Source organism: Populibacterium corticicola (assembly GCF_042683685.1).
Lineage (GTDB): Bacteria > Actinomycetota > Actinomycetes > Actinomycetales > Cellulomonadaceae > Timonella > Timonella corticicola.
On record NZ_JBHUOP010000008.1, the window covers coordinates 39,098 to 57,494 of the forward strand.

Annotated in this window: 17 protein-coding genes, 1 tRNA gene and 1 riboswitch; of the genes, 10 read left to right on the forward strand and 8 right to left on the reverse strand. The window is 60.0% G+C overall.

Features of this window, described 5'->3' with window-relative positions; all coding sequences use genetic code 11:
* Window positions 1-119: 119 nt before the first annotated feature.
* Window positions 120-572: a MarR family winged helix-turn-helix transcriptional regulator gene (locus tag ACFSYH_RS14155; protein ID WP_377467973.1), complete on the forward strand. Its 453-nt coding sequence runs from the start codon at window positions 120-122 to the stop codon at window positions 570-572.
* A 3-nt stretch (window positions 573-575) separates the two neighbouring features.
* Complete coding sequence (locus tag ACFSYH_RS14160; RefSeq protein WP_377467975.1) at window positions 576-1,961, forward strand: MFS transporter; 1,386 nt, start codon at window positions 576-578, stop codon at window positions 1,959-1,961.
* A gap of 78 nt (window positions 1,962-2,039) precedes the next feature.
* Here the strand turns inward: ACFSYH_RS14160 and serC are convergent, their stop codons facing one another.
* Entirely contained in the window at window positions 2,040-3,170 is a 1,131-nt protein-coding gene (serC, locus tag ACFSYH_RS14165; RefSeq protein WP_377467977.1) for a phosphoserine transaminase, read from the reverse strand.
* Between the two features lie 113 nt (window positions 3,171-3,283).
* On the opposite strand from serC, the gene ACFSYH_RS14170 reads away from it, so the two are divergent.
* The 3 genes from ACFSYH_RS14170 (at window position 3,284) to ACFSYH_RS14180 (ending at window position 6,355) form a co-directional block, all read left to right on the forward strand.
* Window positions 3,284-3,988 (forward strand): metal-dependent transcriptional regulator, encoded by a 705-nt coding sequence (locus ACFSYH_RS14170; protein ID WP_377467979.1) that lies wholly within the window; start codon window positions 3,284-3,286, stop codon window positions 3,986-3,988.
* Between the two features lie 144 nt (window positions 3,989-4,132).
* Window positions 4,133-4,326: riboswitch (cyclic di-AMP (ydaO/yuaA leader) on the forward strand.
* Complete coding sequence (locus ACFSYH_RS14175; protein ID WP_377467981.1) at window positions 4,326-5,111, forward strand: C40 family peptidase; 786 nt, start codon at window positions 4,326-4,328, stop codon at window positions 5,109-5,111. It overlaps the preceding riboswitch by 1 nt.
* Window positions 5,112-5,413: 302 nt before the next feature.
* On the forward strand, window positions 5,414-6,355 hold the full coding sequence (locus ACFSYH_RS14180; RefSeq protein ID WP_377467983.1) for a universal stress protein: 942 nt from the start codon (window positions 5,414-5,416) through the stop codon (window positions 6,353-6,355).
* Between the two features lie 15 nt (window positions 6,356-6,370).
* On the opposite strand, the gene ACFSYH_RS14185 is transcribed toward ACFSYH_RS14180, so the two are convergent.
* Window positions 6,371-7,159, reverse strand: coding sequence for a hypothetical protein (locus ACFSYH_RS14185; RefSeq protein WP_377467985.1), 789 nt, complete (start codon window positions 7,157-7,159; stop codon window positions 6,371-6,373).
* Between the two features lie 463 nt (window positions 7,160-7,622).
* Here ACFSYH_RS14185 and ACFSYH_RS14190 point away from each other — a divergent pair, with 463 nt between their 5' ends.
* Complete coding sequence (locus tag ACFSYH_RS14190) at window positions 7,623-7,787, forward strand: hypothetical protein (RefSeq protein WP_377467987.1); 165 nt, start codon at window positions 7,623-7,625, stop codon at window positions 7,785-7,787.
* A gap of 105 nt (window positions 7,788-7,892) precedes the next feature.
* On the opposite strand, the gene ACFSYH_RS14195 is transcribed toward ACFSYH_RS14190, so the two are convergent.
* Window positions 7,893-8,336, reverse strand: a complete 444-nt coding sequence (locus ACFSYH_RS14195; RefSeq protein ID WP_377467989.1) for an OsmC family protein — start codon at window positions 8,334-8,336, stop codon at window positions 7,893-7,895.
* A gap of 249 nt (window positions 8,337-8,585) precedes the next feature.
* Between ACFSYH_RS14195 and ACFSYH_RS14200 the strand changes: the two genes are divergently transcribed.
* From ACFSYH_RS14200 to ACFSYH_RS14215, 4 genes are all read left to right on the forward strand, one after another.
* Window positions 8,586-9,194 (forward strand): hypothetical protein, encoded by a 609-nt coding sequence (locus ACFSYH_RS14200; RefSeq protein WP_377467991.1) that lies wholly within the window; start codon window positions 8,586-8,588, stop codon window positions 9,192-9,194.
* A gap of 136 nt (window positions 9,195-9,330) precedes the next feature.
* Window positions 9,331-9,403 (forward strand) — tRNA-Arg (locus tag ACFSYH_RS14205).
* Between the two features lie 1,115 nt (window positions 9,404-10,518).
* Complete coding sequence (locus ACFSYH_RS14210; RefSeq protein ID WP_377467993.1) at window positions 10,519-14,925, forward strand: hypothetical protein; 4,407 nt, start codon at window positions 10,519-10,521, stop codon at window positions 14,923-14,925.
* On the forward strand, window positions 14,918-15,166 hold the full coding sequence (locus ACFSYH_RS14215) for a hypothetical protein (protein ID WP_377467995.1): 249 nt from the start codon (window positions 14,918-14,920) through the stop codon (window positions 15,164-15,166). Before ACFSYH_RS14210 ends, ACFSYH_RS14215 begins: the two co-directional genes overlap by 8 nt.
* A 3-nt stretch (window positions 15,167-15,169) precedes the next feature.
* On the opposite strand, the gene mscL is transcribed toward ACFSYH_RS14215, so the two are convergent.
* The 5 genes from mscL to ACFSYH_RS14240 form a co-directional block, all read right to left on the reverse strand.
* Complete coding sequence (gene mscL / locus ACFSYH_RS14220) at window positions 15,170-15,574, reverse strand: large conductance mechanosensitive channel protein MscL (protein ID WP_377467997.1); 405 nt, start codon at window positions 15,572-15,574, stop codon at window positions 15,170-15,172.
* A 41-nt stretch (window positions 15,575-15,615) separates the two neighbouring features.
* The gene (locus tag ACFSYH_RS14225) at window positions 15,616-16,314 is read right to left on the reverse strand and encodes a hypothetical protein (protein WP_377467999.1); all 699 of its coding nucleotides are present in this window, start codon (window positions 16,312-16,314) and stop codon (window positions 15,616-15,618) included.
* A gap of 102 nt (window positions 16,315-16,416) precedes the next feature.
* Window positions 16,417-17,235 (reverse strand): hypothetical protein, encoded by an 819-nt coding sequence (locus ACFSYH_RS14230; RefSeq protein WP_377468001.1) that lies wholly within the window; start codon window positions 17,233-17,235, stop codon window positions 16,417-16,419.
* 175 nt (window positions 17,236-17,410) lie between these two features.
* Window positions 17,411-17,608, reverse strand: a complete 198-nt coding sequence (locus tag ACFSYH_RS14235) for an FmdB family zinc ribbon protein (RefSeq protein ID WP_377468003.1) — start codon at window positions 17,606-17,608, stop codon at window positions 17,411-17,413.
* Between the two features lie 84 nt (window positions 17,609-17,692).
* Window positions 17,693-18,337, reverse strand: a complete 645-nt coding sequence (locus ACFSYH_RS14240) for a 5-formyltetrahydrofolate cyclo-ligase (protein WP_377468006.1) — start codon at window positions 18,335-18,337, stop codon at window positions 17,693-17,695.
* Window positions 18,338-18,397 lie beyond the last annotated feature (60 nt).

An 18,397-nucleotide genomic window follows, 5' to 3' on the forward strand; every position in this document is an offset into this window, starting at 1 on the left:
CAGGCTCGCGGGCTGGAGCCTGAGCAGTTGGGTGAAAATCCTATGAGGGAAACGACCCCAACAGTCCTGTGATTGATTACCCTATGTAATTACTTAAGGTAATGAGTTAAAGTAATTAAGTGAGTCAACCAGATCAACCCAGCCCGAGCCAGTGCCGCCCGGGCACTCTCGCAGGAGAGGTCCGCATCGCCGCAAACCGCGTTGTGCGCCGCCTGCGTTCTCAGCGTGGTGAGGCTGACCTGCCAGAACATCTGTTCATCGTGCTGACTGCCCTGAACAAGTTCGGTCCGATGACCCCCGGAGCCCTCGCGGAACTGGAAGGTGTGCGCCCACCGTCGATGACCCGGACGGTCAACGCGCTCGCGGAACTCGGCTTCGTCACCAAGGAGGCAGGGGAACAGGACAAGCGCCAGGTGACGGTTCGGTTGACCCCCGAAGGGCACAACGAGATCAAGGAGACCAGACGCCGACGCGACGCCTGGCTCACCAAGCAACTGGGCACATTGAGCCCAGACGAGAGGCAGATCCTCGCGCAGGCGAGCGAACTGCTGAAAAGGATAGCCGGTCAGTAAGCAATGAGTCCCACCTTCGCATCACTGAAATATTTCAACTATCGGATCTGGTTCGCCGCAGCTCTTGTGGCAAACGTCGGTACCTGGATCCAGCGAGTCGCCCAAGACTGGCTGGTGCTTCGGGAACTGACGGAGGGTTCCGGTACCGCAGTGGGCGTTGTGACGGGACTTCAGTTCGTTCCGGTGCTGTTCCTCTCCACCTATGCCGGGCTGATCGCGGACCGCGTGGACAGGCGCAAACTCCTGATGTGCACGCAGGGGCTACTCGGTGTTCTCGCGCTTGCGCTCGGTGTCATGACGCTCACAGGAGTGGTTGAGCTGTGGCATGTCTACGTGTTCGCCTTCCTGTTGGGATGTGTGTCGGCATTCGACAACCCCGCCCGCCAGGTGTTCGTGTCCGAGATGGTTCCGGCGGATAAGCTCCCCAATGCGGTGGGACTGAACTCCGCCTCCTTCAACGCCGCCCGTCTGATTGGCCCAGGTGTAGCGGGTCTGATGATCGAGGTTATGGGGACCGGCTGGGCGTTTATCGTCAATGGCGTGAGCTTCGCAGCCACGATCGCCGCGATGGCCCTCATGCGAAAGAGTGAACTGCGTGCCACCCCGAAGAGCTCCCGCGAAAAGGGGCAGATCCGCGAGGGCATCCGCTATGTTCGCAATCGCACCGACATAGTCATCATCATGGTGGTTGTCTCGGTTGTGTCCACCTTCGGCCTGAACTTCCAACTCACCTCGGCGCTCATGGCCACCAATGAGTTTGGCAAGGGAGCGGGGGAGTATGGGATCCTTGGCTCGATCTTGGCTATCGGTTCGCTCGCCGGTGCTCTCATGGCTGCGCGTCGCCAGCGCCCGCGCGTTCGCCTGGTGGTCATGGCGGCGTTCGGTTTCGGCATCGCAACAGGTCTGCTCGCGATGGCTCCCACCTATGAGGCCTACGCGCTGCTCTCCATCCCGGTCGGTTTCTGCTCCCTGACGATGATGACCGCTGCAAACGCGGCGATCCAGATGTCGGTTGAACCGCAGATGCGTGGTCGTGTCATGGCGCTGTACATGATCGTGTTCCTCGGTGCGACACCGATCGGTTCGCCATTCGTTGGGTGGGTAGGTGAGCAGTTCGGTGCGCGTTGGGCGGTTGGCATCGGTTCGATCACGGCGCTTGCGGTCGCGATCTGGGCTGCGGCCTGGACTCGTCGCCGCTGGCACTATTCGGTCACCTACGATCTGTGGCACAGCCCGCGCATCACGATCTCCTACGAGCCCGACGGGGATGGCACGCTCACCGAGCGGGCCAAGGTTGAACACGGCGTCGAGTTGGCGCGGGTCCAGCGTCGGGAGGTCTCCGACTCCCTCAAGATCCAGGAGCTGCAGAACGAGAAGCAAAAGGGCTGACTGTCCGGCTCGTCGTCGATGGAAAAGGGCGGACACTGCATATGCAGTGTCCGCCCTTTGGGCGTTTGGCGCCGTGGGTCAGATCTGATTGGCGACGATATGGTCGATTGCCGCCGTCAGCGTGCGTACGTCCTCGGGATCGATGGACGGGAACATCGCGATGCGCAACTGGTTGCGGCCGAGGGACCGGTAGGGGTCAACGTCCACGATGCCGTTGGCACGCAGAACCTTGGAGATCGCGGCAGCGTCAACCGAGTCATCGAAGTCGATCGTGCCCACGACAGTGGAACGGCTTGCGGGGTCCGCGATGAAAGGGGTCGTGAACTCCCGGGACTCGGCCCACTCGTACAGGTGGGCGGCGGACTGCGCGGTACGTGCGGTGGCCCAGTCAAGCCCGCCGTTCTCGTTGAGCCAGTGGATCTGGCTGTCGAGCAGCATGAGCGTTGCAAGAGCCGGGGTGTTGTAGGTCTGGTTCTTGCGGGAGTTGTCGATCGCCGTCTTGAGGTTCAGGAAATCGGGAATCCAGCGGCCCGATGCCACGATCTCCTCGACACGGGCGATTGCTGCAGGCGACATGATGGCGATCCACAGGCCGCCGTCTGAGGAGAATCCCTTTTGAGGGGAGAAATAGTAGACGTCCGTGTGCGTCAGGTCCACGGGCAACCCGCCTGCCCCCGAGGTGGCGTCGATCAGGATGAGCGCATCGTCATCCTCGGTACCTGCGATGCGGGTGACCGGAGCGATCGCTCCGGTTGAGGTCTCGTTGTGCGGCCAGGCGTATACATCCGCCCCCGGAGCGCACTCGGGGATGCCCGCGGTGCCCGGCTCAAGCCTCGTAATGATCGACTCCTTCAAGAACGGAGCGTTGTTCGTGGCCTTGGCGAACTTCGAGCCAAACTCACCGAACTGCGTGTGCGCTGCCTGTTCGCGGACAAGACAGAAGGCGGCAGCATCCCAAAACGCAGTCGCGCCACCGTTGCCGAGCACGATCTCGTAGCCCTGCGGAAGGGTGAAGAACTGCGCGAGGCCATCGCGCACGCTACGCACCAGATTCTTCACCGGGGCCTGGCGGTGCGACGTGCCGAACAACGAGCGATACGAGGTGCCAAGCGCATCAATCTGGGCTTCACGGACCTTGGCCGGGCCGGAACCGAAGCAGCCGTTGGCAGGAAGGAGATCTTGGGGCAGGATGAGAGTCTCGTCAATCACGAAGCAAACTTTACCGCGCCCTTATATGCATTGTGTCAGTTGCTCAGAATATAGTGGAGTTCAGTACCTGACGTGCACGAGCAAAACCCAAAACCCTGTACCGGAGGCTTAGCGTGAGCGACCTAATCGACACTACAGAGATGTATCTGAGGACCGTCTACGAATTGGCCGAAGAGGGGATCGTGCCGCTGCGTGCTCGCATCGCTGAGCGTCTCGGCCATTCGGGGCCAACCGTATCCCAGACGGTTGCGCGCATGGAGCGCGATGGACTGCTCATCGTTTCCGGCGATCGCCACCTCGAACTGACCGAGGAGGGCTACGCCAAAGCCGTAAGCGTCATGCGCAAGCACCGCCTCGCTGAGCGCCTGCTGACCGACGTGATCGGCCTCGATTGGGAGTTCGTGCACGATGAGGCCTGCCGCTGGGAACACGTGATGAGCGACCGCGTCGAGCGTCGCCTCCTCTCGCTGCTGAACCACCCCACCGAGTCACCCTACGGAACCCCGATCCCTGGCCTCGAGGAGATCGGCGGACAGGCAAGGGGTGAGCAGTTCCTGGATGGCGTCGTGTCACTGACCACCGTTGCGGGAGAGCTGAAGCCAGAGGAGTCGCGTACGGTTGTCATCGCGCGCCTGGGAGAACCGTTACAGACGGACATCGAACTTCTCGCCCGTCTCTCTGAGGGAGGAGTGCGCCCAGAAAGTGAATTAATCCTCACTTCGCCTGAGGCGGGTATCTCGTCGGTTGCCCGCGCAGGTGCGGACATCGTGCTTGACCTGCCAGAAGAAGTGGCACGCCACGTTTTCGTGAAGGCCTAAAGACCTACCCGTTACGCGTTTTCCGTAAAGTCACCCCCGATAGAACTCCCCAGATCATGATTTCCGTGGACAAGGGGGTGACAACCTAGATAACGAAGTTGTAAAGTTGCATTGCTTCACTAAATTTTTCCTTTAGTGAAGTGTTCACACAGAACGCCAAACCCTGTCGCTGTGTGGAGCCTGGACTAACGTACGACAGGGGCGGGGGACCCACCTTCGGTTGTAAGACCAACCTAGGGGTGAAGCCCTCCAGCACGCGAGACTCGCATGTTGTAGGGCCGAGTATCATCTCCACTCGAACCCGACAGCTTACTTCGCCGGCGTTTGGGAGAAACACGTGTCGAACACCGTTTACCGAGCTCGTCACCGCGACCAACGCGGCGCACTTGCTCCCATCGCAGCGTTTGCTGCACAGGCAACCTCCAACGTTGCCCAGGTAAGCCGCCGATCCGCCGCCGTCGTACTGACCACCGGTATTGTTGCCGGAATCGGTGCTGCGCCTGCATCCGCCGATGAGGGTCGCAAGCCGCTCACCATCGATGCAGCACACTTCGTCGACGCACTCAACGAGTCCGTCGCGGCAGCTCCAACCGTTGTCGCCGCTGAAGACGCCAAGTGGAGCGAAGAAAAGGGCAAGATCAAGGTCACCCCGGCTCCAGAGCCAGTTGTGATCCGTCAGGTAGAGCGCGCAGCATCACGTACCAACGAGCGCACCGCTCTCACCTCGACCACCACGTCATCCACTGAGGCAACGCAGTCTGAAACCAAGACCACGGCGCCAAAGTCGGCAGCGGGAAGCGCAGTCATTGAGATCGCATCACGGTACGTGGGCGTTCCCTATGTTTCCGGTGGTTCCACGCCAAAGGGCTTTGACTGCTCTGGATTCACCTCCTACGTTTTCGCCCAGGTTGGCATCTCGCTTCCACGCACCTCCGGTGCGCAGAAGAACGCAGGAACCATCATTTCTCGCTCCGAGGCTCAGCCAGGTGACCTCATCTGGACTCCAGGCCACATTGCGATCTACGCGGGCGGTAACACTCAGATTGACGCCCCACGTCCAGGTAAGACCGTTCAGTTCCGTAAGATCTGGCAGTCTAACCCAACGTTCATCCGCATCGGCTGAACCACTTAAAGTTTAGAAAGCGGCTACCCTCGAACATTCGAGGGTAGCCGCTTTTGTCTATCCCTTCACGTCAGTGTGGGGACGAGCTTCCGCCCCGGACATCCTGGCAAGTGGGGAACGATCCTCTCTGCGCATGAGTCAGGTGAGTGTGTCCGACTGGCGTGAAGGCGAGTGAAATCCGTGTTACCAAGTTCCTCAATACGGTGGCGGCTGTCACATTATGGACGCGGAAGCGGTAAGGTTTAGGTAAGCGCGATGCTAATGAATTGCAAAGCGTACTCGTCAGGTTGGAGGTAACCGTCATGACCGGACAGCACTCGATCCTTGTTGGGGTAGATGGCTCACTTGCGTCGCTGCACGCGCTGGACTGGGCGATTGCACTGGCATCCAAGAACGGATCCAAGATTACGATTGCCTGTTCCTACTCATTGCCAACCTTCGCGGCAGCCTCCATCGACGGCGGTTTCGCTGCACTCGACGATTCCTCAATCCAAGAGGGAGCCCGCGTTGTTCTCGAGGGTGCGGCAAAGCGGGTCAAGGATGCGGGCATCCCTGTGATTGCCCAGATCGCTTCCGGGGACCCGGCCGGTGCGTTGGTGGAACTATCTGCTGACCACAATCTCGTGGTGGTCGGCACGCGTGGGCGTTCAGGATTCACAGAGCGCCTTCTCGGGACCGTTTCCTCCGCGCTTCCCGCACACGCAAAATGTCCGGTTGTCGTGGTTCCCGGTCACGGGTTACGTGACTCGGATCAGTTGCCTCCCATCGAGGAGATCAAGCGTGTGGTTGTCGGCGTCGACGGTTCAGCCATCTCGTTGGGTGCGCTCAAGAAAGCCGTTCATCATGCAAAGATCTGGAATGCCGAACTGGTAGCCGTTGGGGCTGTTCCGCTGTCCAAGGGAGCGGGGATCCTGGCCTGGGTGGGGCCTGCCTCCGTGGACCACGAGGAGGTACTGCGTGGCTACGCGGAGAAACTCGACGCAATCGTGGACGAGGTTGAGGCAGAACACGAGGATCTGCGGATCCGACGCATCGTGCTTGACGGAACTGGCGCAGAGTTGCTGACCGAGTTTTCTGAGGCCGCAGACTTGCTGGTGGTTGGCTCACGCGGGCGGGGTGGCTTTGCGGGACTACTGTTGGGTTCCACATCGCAAGCGGTTTTGCACCACTCGAAGTGCCCGGTCTTGGTCGTGAACAAGAAATGCGAGGACTACGTGATAGCCAGCCCGGTTGAAGCTGACTGACTGGCGACGAACGGGTTAGCCTTCCCTATCGGGGTGCGCCTCGATGATTGGTTCCGGGAAGGCCTTGGGTGGCTGACCGAAAGCCTTGTTGGTCTGCAGGATGACCGTGTAGGCGAGAGCCCGGCCACCCATGATTCCGATGACGGCACCGATCCCGAACGGCGCGAATCTTCCGAGGGCGACGCTCGAATGGGCAGCGAGTTTCCGTTTGAGGAAACGCGAGGTGAGGACCCCATTGACCTGGCTGATCGTGGACTTGGGCATCGAAGTCATGAGAGCTGTGCCCCAACGGGAGACCGGCACATTTCCAAGGCCCGCAACTGTCTGAGCGCCACGGTCTCCGAGTACCGATGCGAGCACCAGAGCCTTACGGCGTTCAGGGTCATCCGTGGAGATACCATGAACCTCAGCCACGGCCAGGGAATACAGTGCGGACGCAGTGAAGAACGCTGCCAGATCCGCTCCGGTGAGTACCAATGCTGTAGCGGTGCCGATCGTTGGAACCGCAGCGGTGGCTCCCACCGCACCGCCCGTTGCCTGCAGGAGAGTTCTGAACTGTGAGGACAGAATCTCGACAACACGTTCGGGAGAGGCTTCAGGATTACGTGCGCGGACTGAGTCCACGTACTTTCGGATGCTCGACGCGGGCATGGTTGTTGCACCTGCAAACATGCGGTCAAGCAACCCGGCACCGTAACTACCGCTGCGCGGGTGTTTCAGCGCAAGCGCGGACAACTCCTGAAGTTCAGGGCTTGCGGCAAGCTCTTTACCTTTAGTGCGGGAAATGCGGTTCTGTGATGACACGAATCTAGCGTACGTCGGGTGGCAAGTTATTTCAGGTCGAGGCGTACTGTGACGCATACGATGATAAAAGACTAGTCAAACGCGTAACTTTGGAATAACCTGTATCTCTAAGTTGTTGGAGCAACTGGTAGGAAAGCCAGAGACTGGCAAAGATGCCCTGACGGCCAGCACCCACCGCACAGGTGTTCACGACAAGATGTCGCCGGCCCGTCACCAGCAATTCACGTATCGATTACGTGAAGACCGTACTGTGCTATCAGGACCAAGCCGATCCACGATGGATCGCCACACTCTTGAAAAGCTGACGGACACGTAACCGGTACTACAGGCGAAGCACCACCTTCGCCATGATCGCATGAGCGCACCTCACGTACGCAGCTCGCGATCACCACATGAATACTTGGGAATCTGCCCGATACCTTGCGGTATCACGGGTGAGTTCCCCACAGGAAAGGAGAATCAGATGACTGTACTACTACAGCGTCCGACCCTGGTAGACGCCTTCGGTGTGGAACACCGCTACGGCTGCTCGATGTCCGACTCAAAGCTTGAGTTCGGGATGTCGCAGGGCTTCATGATTCGTCGTTGTGCCGACTGCGGTGCAACCCGGATCGTCACGAAGCACTGACCAGGCAGTGAGTCCCAAGGAGACTCACCAACACGTTAAACAAGGAAGCGCCCCGATGAAACCATCGGGGCGCTTCTCACATGTGTAGACCTCATTGAGTCGAGTTCACTCGCCGTCTGCAATCAGAGTGACGCGAGCACCCGCCTCGATTGTGCGGCCCACGGTGCACTGACTTTCCACGGTGCGCTCGATCAGCCCGACAAGGCGTTCACGAGCCTCTGCGTCAAGGCCCGATAGATCGACAACCAGTTTCTCCTCAATGGACTCGTACCGGTTCTCCTCCTCGTTCTTCACGCTCGAGACGTGGACCTGGCCACGATAGTCATCGCCAACCCGTCGTGCAATCGCACGATCCGTCACCAGAGCGGTGCATGCGGCGGCAGCCAACTTGAGGATCTCGCCTGGAGTAAACGAGTCCGGAACGCCAGCACCGGCAAACCGGACGGTAGCGCCGCGATCATTGTTTCCGACGTATTCACGAGCGCCAACGCGCTCAACCCAGAGCTGATCGGTGGTGACAGTCTTAGGGGTTAGAAATTCATTGCTCATAGCCTTATTCTTCCACCGTTCTCACACCCCGCCAGCCCATGTTCGTTATGCGAGTAAACGTGAACCAATGTGGCGGGCGGAAGCCGCCACACGCGAGCCAACCATGCAACGAACTGAACTGCAGGCTGGAAGGTGAGTGCTCGTCGTCAATGACACAGCACCATCCCGCAAGTGGACCTCTGTACTGTCAAGTTCCACCTGCAGGATGATGATTTCCACGGTGGCATCTGCGAACTTAGGAGAGTGAACATGTCTGCGAAAGAAAAGCGTCAACTCCTCACGGTACTCATTGTGTGGCTTGTCATCGGTGCCCTTGGGTTTGGTTACTTCTGGTCACAAAACCCAGAACGCAAACTCAACGCGGTCATTTCGAGCAGCCAGGCGTCAAAGGTGGCCCAGGAACTCGACGCTTATTTCCGCGAGGACACCCTCAACGCATTGAACGGTGGAGCGTCAGCGCAGGATCTACCGGACAAGTTTGCTGACACCACACTGACCGAGGCTGCACGGGAAAGCTGGCCACTGGTTGTCGACCAGGCTTCCACCAAACTCAAGAACTCACGGTACTGGCGTGAGGAGTACCCCGAACTACAGTTCACCGAACGCTATCGGCGCAACGACGCCTACGGTTCGATGGGGATACCAGTTCCCACTTTCGATGCCCAAGGCAATGTGGAGGTGGGCAGTTGCGTTGAAGTCATTGCGACCCTCACCTTCCCGGCGAACCAGGAAGTGCCTGCGGACGCTCAGTACTACACGGACAGCGAGCAGTGGCTTTCGACGTGTGTGACCGCTGTTGTCGACAAGGACAGCGGAGAGATCGTCAAGTTCCGCAACGCGGATTACCTTGACTGGTAACAACTACTCGACCGCTTGAGGGCTTAGCGCTCTCTGCCTGTCCGCTGGTGTCCTGCTCACCCAGTTTTGGTAGTTCGGCTGCGACAGGTAACCTAATGGTTGGCAATCGCTCGCCTATGGTGAATGACGATGCCGAGCGTCCGTAGCTCAGGGGATAGAGCACCGCTCTCCTAAAGCGGGTGTCGTAGGTTCGAATCCTATCGGGCGCACAGGTATTAAAGGCCACAACCTATTTCGGGTTGTGGCCTTTACTGTTGTCCAATGGCGAGATTCCCAAATATTCCCCTGGGCAATGAGATCCGAGCGGACACGGATTTTCTCAAGGTATGCGATTCTCGCGTGTGTGGGCACTCGATTGCTCACATGGTGGGTCTGATCGATCGACACATATTTCCCGTGTAGTAATCGATTGAATCCGACATTCGGCTTGGAGGTGCAGGCTTTCAGGAAGGAGGCGGAGTCTGAGGTTACGCGCTTCAGTTCGGGTGTCTATAAGAGGTGATCTGGTGGGTAGAAGTCCCCATTGTGATGTGGCTTTCGTTACAAAACTTTCCTTTTGGAAAGTATTGATGCAGGTCACAGTGTTGGCGTATTTTTAGGGTTTAATCTACCCGTTTCAAGTGGTTGACGAGGTTTAGGGCATCGGGCAAGATTTTCATAGTCGGTGCGGGCCACCTGCCCCCTGCGTGGCTCGCACTGATCTTTTCTAAAGCGGCACTCACCTGCCGCTTTTCTTATGCCCATATGCTGTCAGCACAGTCCTGCACGTTTTCGTTCAGTGGGGTCACATCGGCCCGAATGCGCGTACAAAGGCCATGTAGTTGGCGTAATCTCGACCCATCGGCGTTGGGGTGTCCGGCTGTCCTCTCTCGGGAGTCCGTGTGAGTCATCTGTATAAACGCGCGTGACCCGGTAGGGAGTATCCAACGCGAGTGTTTTGGCTTGTGGATGAGTCCAGGCTGGGTGCGCAGAGAAGCAACTCCCCACCCGGCGGGTGCCTGTCGCTGAGGTGCGAATCATTGGGTGAGCGTGACGCAAAACCGGATAAAATCGCGGATCCCACGGCGGGGCAACATGTCAATGGGCAGCACTGGGGATAACGTAAATCGAGAGTCTGCCCCCGTTGCCTCGGTGACTCGAGATCAACAGGCGGCGAAACTTGAACAGCTTGGAGAAAGGGATTCGCGGCATGGCGAATGACTCCCACAACACCACATCTAGCAAGCCCACCCACCAAACCCAAGGTGGAGTGGCTCTCGATCGTACGCGGACTAGCAGTGCGCGAAGCGCCGACTCCACCGACGGCACCCGCTCGAAGCCGGCTATGGCGCGCCCAAGAACCACTGCGCAACTTGTGGGGGAGGCTGCCACACAGTGGCGTCAGGCTCTTGTGGAACTGGCGGGGGACTCATCACTCGCAAACGTCGAACTGCTTGGTGACTCGGTCCTCAACCTGACCCAAGCACACCCCTCGGGCATCGCCCAGCTATTTGCCGGCCGCCCGACCAGGCTTGCCAACATCTTCCGTGAAGCCGCCTCACTCCCGCTTGCGCGTAGTCGTACCCGTTCCGTCGCCAATCATGCCCAGGCGCAGTCGGAAAAGTACGGCATCTCACCGACTTATCTCGCTATCGGTGTTGCGACCTGGACCGAACACGAGGTAACCGACCCGGAAAACGACGTGGCAGCGCTCGCACGCGTGGCGGGTAGCCGTCCTGAGTCCGAGGAGCAGAAACCGGTACCGGCACCGAAGCCAGTGGTCGTGCGTGCCCCAGTCCTTCTTCGTCCGATATCGATTGCCTCCCGTTCCGCTGAATCGGATTATGAGCTGAGCCTCGAGCACAGCGCCGAGATCAACCCGATCCTGTCGCGTGCACTGCGCTCCCGTGGAGCACTGCTCGATCCCGCAGCACTCGCCCGAGGAGCGTTCACCGGGAACGGTTTCGATCCGTCAACGGTGCTCGACCGAATCAACTCCCTGGGCCAGGCGGTCCTGCCTGACTTCCAACTCACGGACACATTGCTCGTGGGAACCTTCGTGCACCCCGGCCAAGTTCTCGTGGACGACCTCGATGACCTGCATGCGGGACTTGAACGCCACGAGATCATTGCGGCGCTTGCAGGCTCTGAACCTGCGAAGGAGGCTCTCAAGGCAGAGCTCCCGCCACCGAGCAGCGGTGATGCTGACCCAAGCCTTGAGCGTGGGGTCGGAGACCTTGACGTCTCTGGCAGGACAGCGCTCGAGGCGCTCGCAACCGGTAACAGCCTGTTCATCGATGCTCCCGTCGGTTCAGACACAACCGGCGTTGCAGCGGCGATCATCGCGGAGGCCGCAGCCATCGGACGTAACGTGCTGTACGTTCCGGGACACCGCCGTGCGGCGACGGATCTGACCGCGCGCATGCGCAGCCTTGACCTTGACGACCTGCTGTTGGATGTCGTTCCAAGCCCGAACTGGCGTACGCTCGTGACGCGTCGTCTACTCAGCGCCATGACCCTGGCCTCGGTTCCCGTCGACCGGGAGGCCATCGCGCAGACACGCGTTGAGTTGGGCGAGACCCGTATGCGTCTGGCCAATATGGTGGATGGGCTGCACGTGGTCCACGAACTGTGGGGGATCAGCGCCTATGATGCTCTTCAAGCATTGGCGCGTCTGACCTCGCAGCGTCCTGCACCGAGCACCAAGGTTCGATTCGACACAGACACGCTTCTGCGCATCGCGTCAGGCCTGCGAGACCGGATCAGCCAGGACCTGAGGACGGTCGCGGAACTCGATGGATTCACCATCCGTCCGACCTCAACCCCGTGGTTCGGTGCAAATCTGGAAACCTCCCAGGCTGCGACCACAGCCCTGGCACACGTGAGCGCACTTGTGCCGAATAAGGAGTCGGGCGATTCACTTGCCGCCATGTTGCAGCAGATTGAACGCGTTGCAGAGTTCACGGGACTCGCGCCCGCTACGACTCTGGCTCAGTGGACGGCGCAGGTTCAGATGCTCGAGGGCATGCGCGAGATCCTGGATCAGTTCCAGCCGCTGGTGTACGAGTCCTCAGTGGATGATCTGGTTGCCGCGATCGCCACGAAGCAGTGGCGTGCGGAGCAGGGCATCGAGATGTCCGGCGTGCACCGCCGTCGTCTGGTGAAGCGCGCCAAGGACATGGTTCGCCCCGGCGTGCGCGTGACGGACCTGCATGAGGCTCTCGTGCGGATCAAGGGACAGCGTGAGGTGTGGGCACAGCATTGCCCAACCGGTGGTTGGCCACGATTGCCTGAAGGTTTCCGCGAGATTCTGGACACGCACGCAGCCGTGATGAGGCATGTCGCGGCTCTCGAACCGGTCTTGAGGACTACGCCGCTCGGCGGCGATCTGAGCAACACCCTGTTTGGGGATGTCACCAAGCGTCTTGAGCAACTGCGCGATGATGCCGCAGCGCTTGACACCCTGCCGCAGCGTACCGCTCTGTTGCGTTCGCTTATGCAGATCGGTCTTGGTGACCTGCTGAAGGACTTCACCAAGCGCAAGATCGATCCACTCATGATGGACGCTGAACTCGATCTTGCGTGGTGGGCCTCGGTGTGCGAGGACATGCTCGCTGCCCATCCGTTTCTTCAGGACGACCCGGAGCGTGGGTTTGAGCAGTACGCCCATCGGTTCCGGGAACTTGACCGCGCTCATGTTGCGTCGCTTGCACAACTCATCAAATCTGCGGCAATCGAACAGAACCAGTCGACTTTGCGTAACTATCGGTCGCAGGGCGAAGGGCTGTTCACGATGCTCGTGGAGGAACGCCTGACCTCCGTGCGAGCCGCATACGAGGAGTACACGGATGTGATGCGTCGTCTGCGTCCGTGCATGATTGCGACTGCAACGATGGTTCCGCACCTGTTGCCTGCACACCGCACCGTTGACCTAGTGATTCTGGATGCCGTCCAGCATCTTCCGGTTGAGCAGTTGCTTTCCGCCATTGCGCGTGGGCGCCAGGTGGTTGTCATCGGCGATGCTCGGTGTGCGTCGGGAGGCGCGGTGACGCAATTGAGCGAACTGCTGCCGCGCGTTGAGCTGACGGGCGATGCAGTGCACCGTGACACTGGTCTGACCCGCTTCCTCATGAAGCACGGATATGCCGATGTGCTTAAGCCGTTGCCACTGCCCAAACCAACCTCACTCGTTCAGTTTGAGCAGGTCTTTGGCACGGGCATGCCGAACCAGAAGGCTGGTGCCGTGCTGTCCACTGAGGCAGAGGTGAGCCAAGTTGTGGATCTGGTGATTGAGCATGTGCTGGATCGTTCCCACGAGTCACTCGCGATCGTTGCAGGGTCGCAGTACCATGCTGAACGTCTCCGGGAAGCACTTGAACAGGCGAAACGTAGCAACGTGGTGCTGGCAAACTTCTTTGACTCCGGGCGTCTCGAACCGGCAATCGTTGCCGATCTGACCGAGGTCGCCGGATTGAGCCGTGATGCCGTCATTCTCTCGCTCGGCTTTGGCCGCACCCCACACGGCCGGACGCTGCATCGCTTCGGTGCGATCTCTCAGGACGGTGGCGATGGTCTGCTGCTCAACGCTCTGGGTGTGACCCGCAGGCGGCTCACGATCGTCTCCTGCTTCGGCCTTGGCGATCTCGACATCACTCGTCTGCGTACGCCGGGTGCACGCATGCTCGGGTCGCTCCTCGACTTTGCCGCGGGTGGCTTGGGGGAACCTCTCATCGAGCCGGAGGAAAAGCAGGCTGCGACTCCAGCTAAAACCGTCTCCGACAAGGTTCCAGCACGCACCAAGGTGCAGGATTCGGAGGCCACCTCCGAGATTTCCGACGAGTCGGAGGCCACCAGCGAGACGGCACCACCCAGCGGGGACCAGCAGGGCGAGGCCGCTGGTGCGCAAGATGAGAACGCTGACGCGACCGGATCGTCGCCAAGCGAGGAAACTTCAACGCAGACCACACCCATAAGCGACGAGCGCGAGGGCATCACCCACAACGATGACGGCAGCGAGCCGGATCGCCTGCTAGTGGATCTGGCAGACCGGCTCTGGCAATACGGTCTGACCGTTGAGACCAACTATGGATTCGATGGTTCGGAGCGCATTCCGCTCGTTGCCGGACACCCTGACTACCCTGGTGAATACTTTGTCGCGGTTCTGACTGACGATCTACGCTACGTTGCCGAGGAGTCGCTACGCACGCGTGACCGGCACCGGATCGAACGCCTTGAATCGCTCGGGTGGCAGGTCATCACGCTGTGGTCGGTTCCGCTGTTCCTTGATCCTGTCTCGCAGGCAGACGCTGTTCGTGATGCTGTGTTCAACGTGCACGCGCAGCGGATGCAGGCCGCCGCCGCACGGGTCCAGCCTGTGATTGACGGTGAGGCAACGAACGCTGTACTCGAACACGAGAGTGCGGCGCTCGCCGGACAGAACATGGATTCGCTGCTTGTCGTCGACGACAGGTCGGGTGAACTCGGCGGCGGAGCACCCCAGCCATCGCTGTTCGCACCAGATGCGGGCGCCGATGAAGGACGCGGCCCGCGCCCAGATGTGCCATTTGGCCTTCCGATCAATGCATACGGTGACAACCAACTCGATGAACTCGTTGCCTGGATCAGCCGGGACGGTGTGGCGCGTGGCGAAGAGGAGTTGGCGGCGCAAGTACGCGAGGAACTGGGGATCCGTAGACGCAGTCACCGGGTGGACACCGCTATCTCACACGCGATTCGACGCAGTCGTGTCTGAGTCTTCTGACGGCGCGCCGCACCGTAAAAAACGACGGCGTGTGGTGCGGCCCGGTGGCGAGAAGGTCACTGAAAGCGAGGCCGTCGCATCATTTCGCCTGAGCGAGGACTCACCTGACGGCGGGCGAGACACCGGGACTGATGGAGTGTCCAGTGCACAGCGAAGCAGCCCTGCACCGCCCCTGACGGGCAACGATGCACGGCTGCTTGAGGACGTTCCGCCCCATTGGGGCAAGCGGTAGCGTCTACTTGTTGGTGTTCTGCGCCTTGAGGAGGTCGCGGATCTCCTGAAGCACGAGTACGTCCTCCGCTGGTGCCTCTGGTTCCTCCACCTCGCCCTTCTTGCGTAGGCCGTGCAGCTTGTTGAGTGGTAGTACAACGCAGAAGTACAGAGCTGCAGCGATCGCCAGGAAGTTGATAAGGTCGGTGAAGATTGCCCCGAAGCGGAATACCGCACCGTTGATCGTCACAACTGCGACGTGGTTGAAGTCCGGTTCGCCAAACAGGAGCGCAAGCAACGGGCTGATGAAGTTCGCTACCAGGGAATCCACGATCTTGGAAAACGCGGCACCAATGACCACACCAACAGCTAGGTCGATGACGCTTCCGCGCATGACGAATTCTTTGAAACCGTTGAGGATGTCCTTCACGGATTACTCCTTAAGTTCTTTCAAGGCCAAGGGGCCGCGGGCTAGTCAACGAGCACGGCCATCAGGGAACTGTCCCATGTGGGTATGGTGGCGAGAAGGGCTGCTTCCCGCTCTGTGACCGCTAATAAAACGGTACTTGAGGAACCGGCGAAAGTCGTGTTGCTCGGCTCTGTTCCCCATGGGGTGTTCGACCGGGCCTCCTCGCCACCGCGCCCCGGTAGCGCGATCACGGAGCCGTTGTGCACGATGCGTTGGACGTCTCCGTCGAGGTGAGCATAGATATCCATACGATTGCCCGGAGCCGCGTAGGCGAGCACCTCGGGGTTGCCAACACTCGCTGACGTGAGAACTTCACCTTCTGAGGCGAACGCGGTGGACAGCGACGGTGCCACCATGGACCCGGTTATTGGTGCTCCCTCCATCACTGGGACTAGGAGCACTTGGCCGATGAGGTCGGCGGTGGTCTCTGAGGTGGACTCGGCACGATCCTCCGTATGCGGGAACGCCACTGATCCTTCGTTCAGTACGGAACCGAGTGGTAGATCCATGGTTGCCGTGGGAAACCCAGCGTACGTGCGTGGGGTGTTGGGTACCTGAGACGCGATGGACTGAACGCCCAGGGCCATGAGTAGCAGCGCAACGAGTAGATAACGCAGACGCCACAGGAGAAAACGCGCTCGCAGCGTTACGGGTACGCGGACCCGGGGCAGGGGTGCTCGAGAGGATGACGTGGTTCGCACACGAACATCGTGGCTTGCACGAACGGATATCTCAGAGAAATATCCACAGCCCCTCGTACATCCGCAGGAACACAGGTGCACGAGGGGCTGTGGAAACAAGCGCTACTGGGTTGGGGCAGCGATCTCGATGTCCGCCCCAAGATCATAGAACTCCTGAGTGACCGTCTCGGGTGCAAGGGCCTCGATCGAGGAGGTCGCCTGAGTTCCGACAGGTACCCACTCATCGCCGTACCACAGGATCAGTTCCTGAACCTGGAAACCCTGCCAGGTGAACGGTTCATCGTTGGTGATGCGGACTGCATTGATGTCGTCTCCGGTGGGGAGGGTGCGCAGGGCTCGCTCTGGATCCGAGGTCCACCCATCGGTGGCGGCGATGAGATCCGCAGTCACCGCGGGGTCGGAGAACACCCGATAGAGCTCGCCGATGACGCCCGCCATCTGCTCCGTTGGGTCAGCGGATTCAGGGTCGCCCTTTACCCAGCCGTTACCAGTGTCAACCCACATGGTTCCATCCGTGTAGATGATCGAGAGAGGACCGCCATCAGAAGTTCCGACCACCTGGAAGTTGTAGTCGGGATCGTAGGTAAAGGACGCGGTTCCGTCTTGGGCGGTGCCGATCATGTCCATGCGGCCCGATCCGAAGGAAGCGAGTGCGGTGGCCACGCAGGCACCGAGCTCTTGGCCTGTGTAGGTGACATCCGTGTCGAGCGTCAATGCCGCACATTCGCTGGGAACGACACGTTCGGCTGGGGTGTCCTCAGGTTCAGTCGGCTCGTCAGTCTCCGTGGGAGTGACATCTTGGACGATGGGTGTGCTCGTGGTCGCGTCGGTGTCGGTCGGTTGTTCGTCCGTTCCACATGCGGCAAGGGCTGTGATCATGAGGGCCGTGGTTACGGCCGCAATGGGGCGTGCAAGGTTCATGGGAACTCCAAATCGTTGTCGAGCGCGGGCACCCAGAGGGTCTATCGACGATCGAGAAAATACCCTAGCAAAAAGGTCAAACGCTTCACAGGGGGAGTTCTGCTGTAGCAGGCAGTCTGTGGCAATGCAAAGGGCCGGTCTCTCCATGGTGGAGAGACCGGCCCGAAGTCACAGATCAGGACTTGTTCGAAGACGAGGACTTCGAATCTGTCCGGTAGAAACCAGAACCCTTGAAGGTCACGGCAGGCGTTGAGAATACCTTCCGCAACAGGCCATCACACTGCGGGCATGCGGTCAGCGCCGCGTCCGAGAACGACTGCTGGGCATCGAAGGCGTGGCCACAGACCGTACAACGGTACGAGTAGGTAGGCACAGTGTCTCCTCAAGAATTAGTACACGTCGAGCGCCGCTAGCCGGGCGCTCCGAGCACCTGGCACTCAAGCGCTCCGAGTGCCAATTATAGACCGCTCAGAGGAAGCGTGGCCCAATGTGTGGTGGTCGCCACGGCATGCACGGGCAGGTCATGATCCTCGTGGGGAAGCGGCATGGTCGCGGCATCGTAGATCTCTTCTGGGTAGACCAGCGCAATCGTTTGCACACCGGCGCGAGCATGCAACAGGGCGCGGTCATACCATCCGCCACCCTGTCCGAGCCGAACGCCGCGAGAGTCCACCGCGAGCGCCGGTGCGATGATGACGTCGGCAGCCTGGAGCGCTTCAGCGCTCAGGTGCGGGGTCGATGGCTCTGGCGGGCGACCGGGGGCCCGCTCCAACAGATCATCCTCGCCCACATATGGCGCCCAACCACGTTGCAGCCCGGAGCCGAGGACGGGGAGAAGGATCTGTTTGTCGAGCGCCTGCAGGTAGTTCAGGATCGGCAGGGTCGAAGGTTCGCCGTTGCGGGAGGCATAGAGCGCGACGGTGTGCGCGTCTTTGACCTCGGGGATGCTCAGCAGCACGGTTGCGAAGTCTTGGGCGGCTTCGCGGCGGAGACGTTCACTGCGGTTGGCTCGCTGCTCGCGGATAGCGGTGCGAAGCGCGGACTTGAAATCCTCGATTTCGGTGAAGTCTTCGCTTGGGTAAGGTTGTCTGCTGACTGCCATGGTTAAAAGTATCTCAAAGAAACTGTCATGTGTGGGTAGAAAACGCAGGCTTCTTGTTTT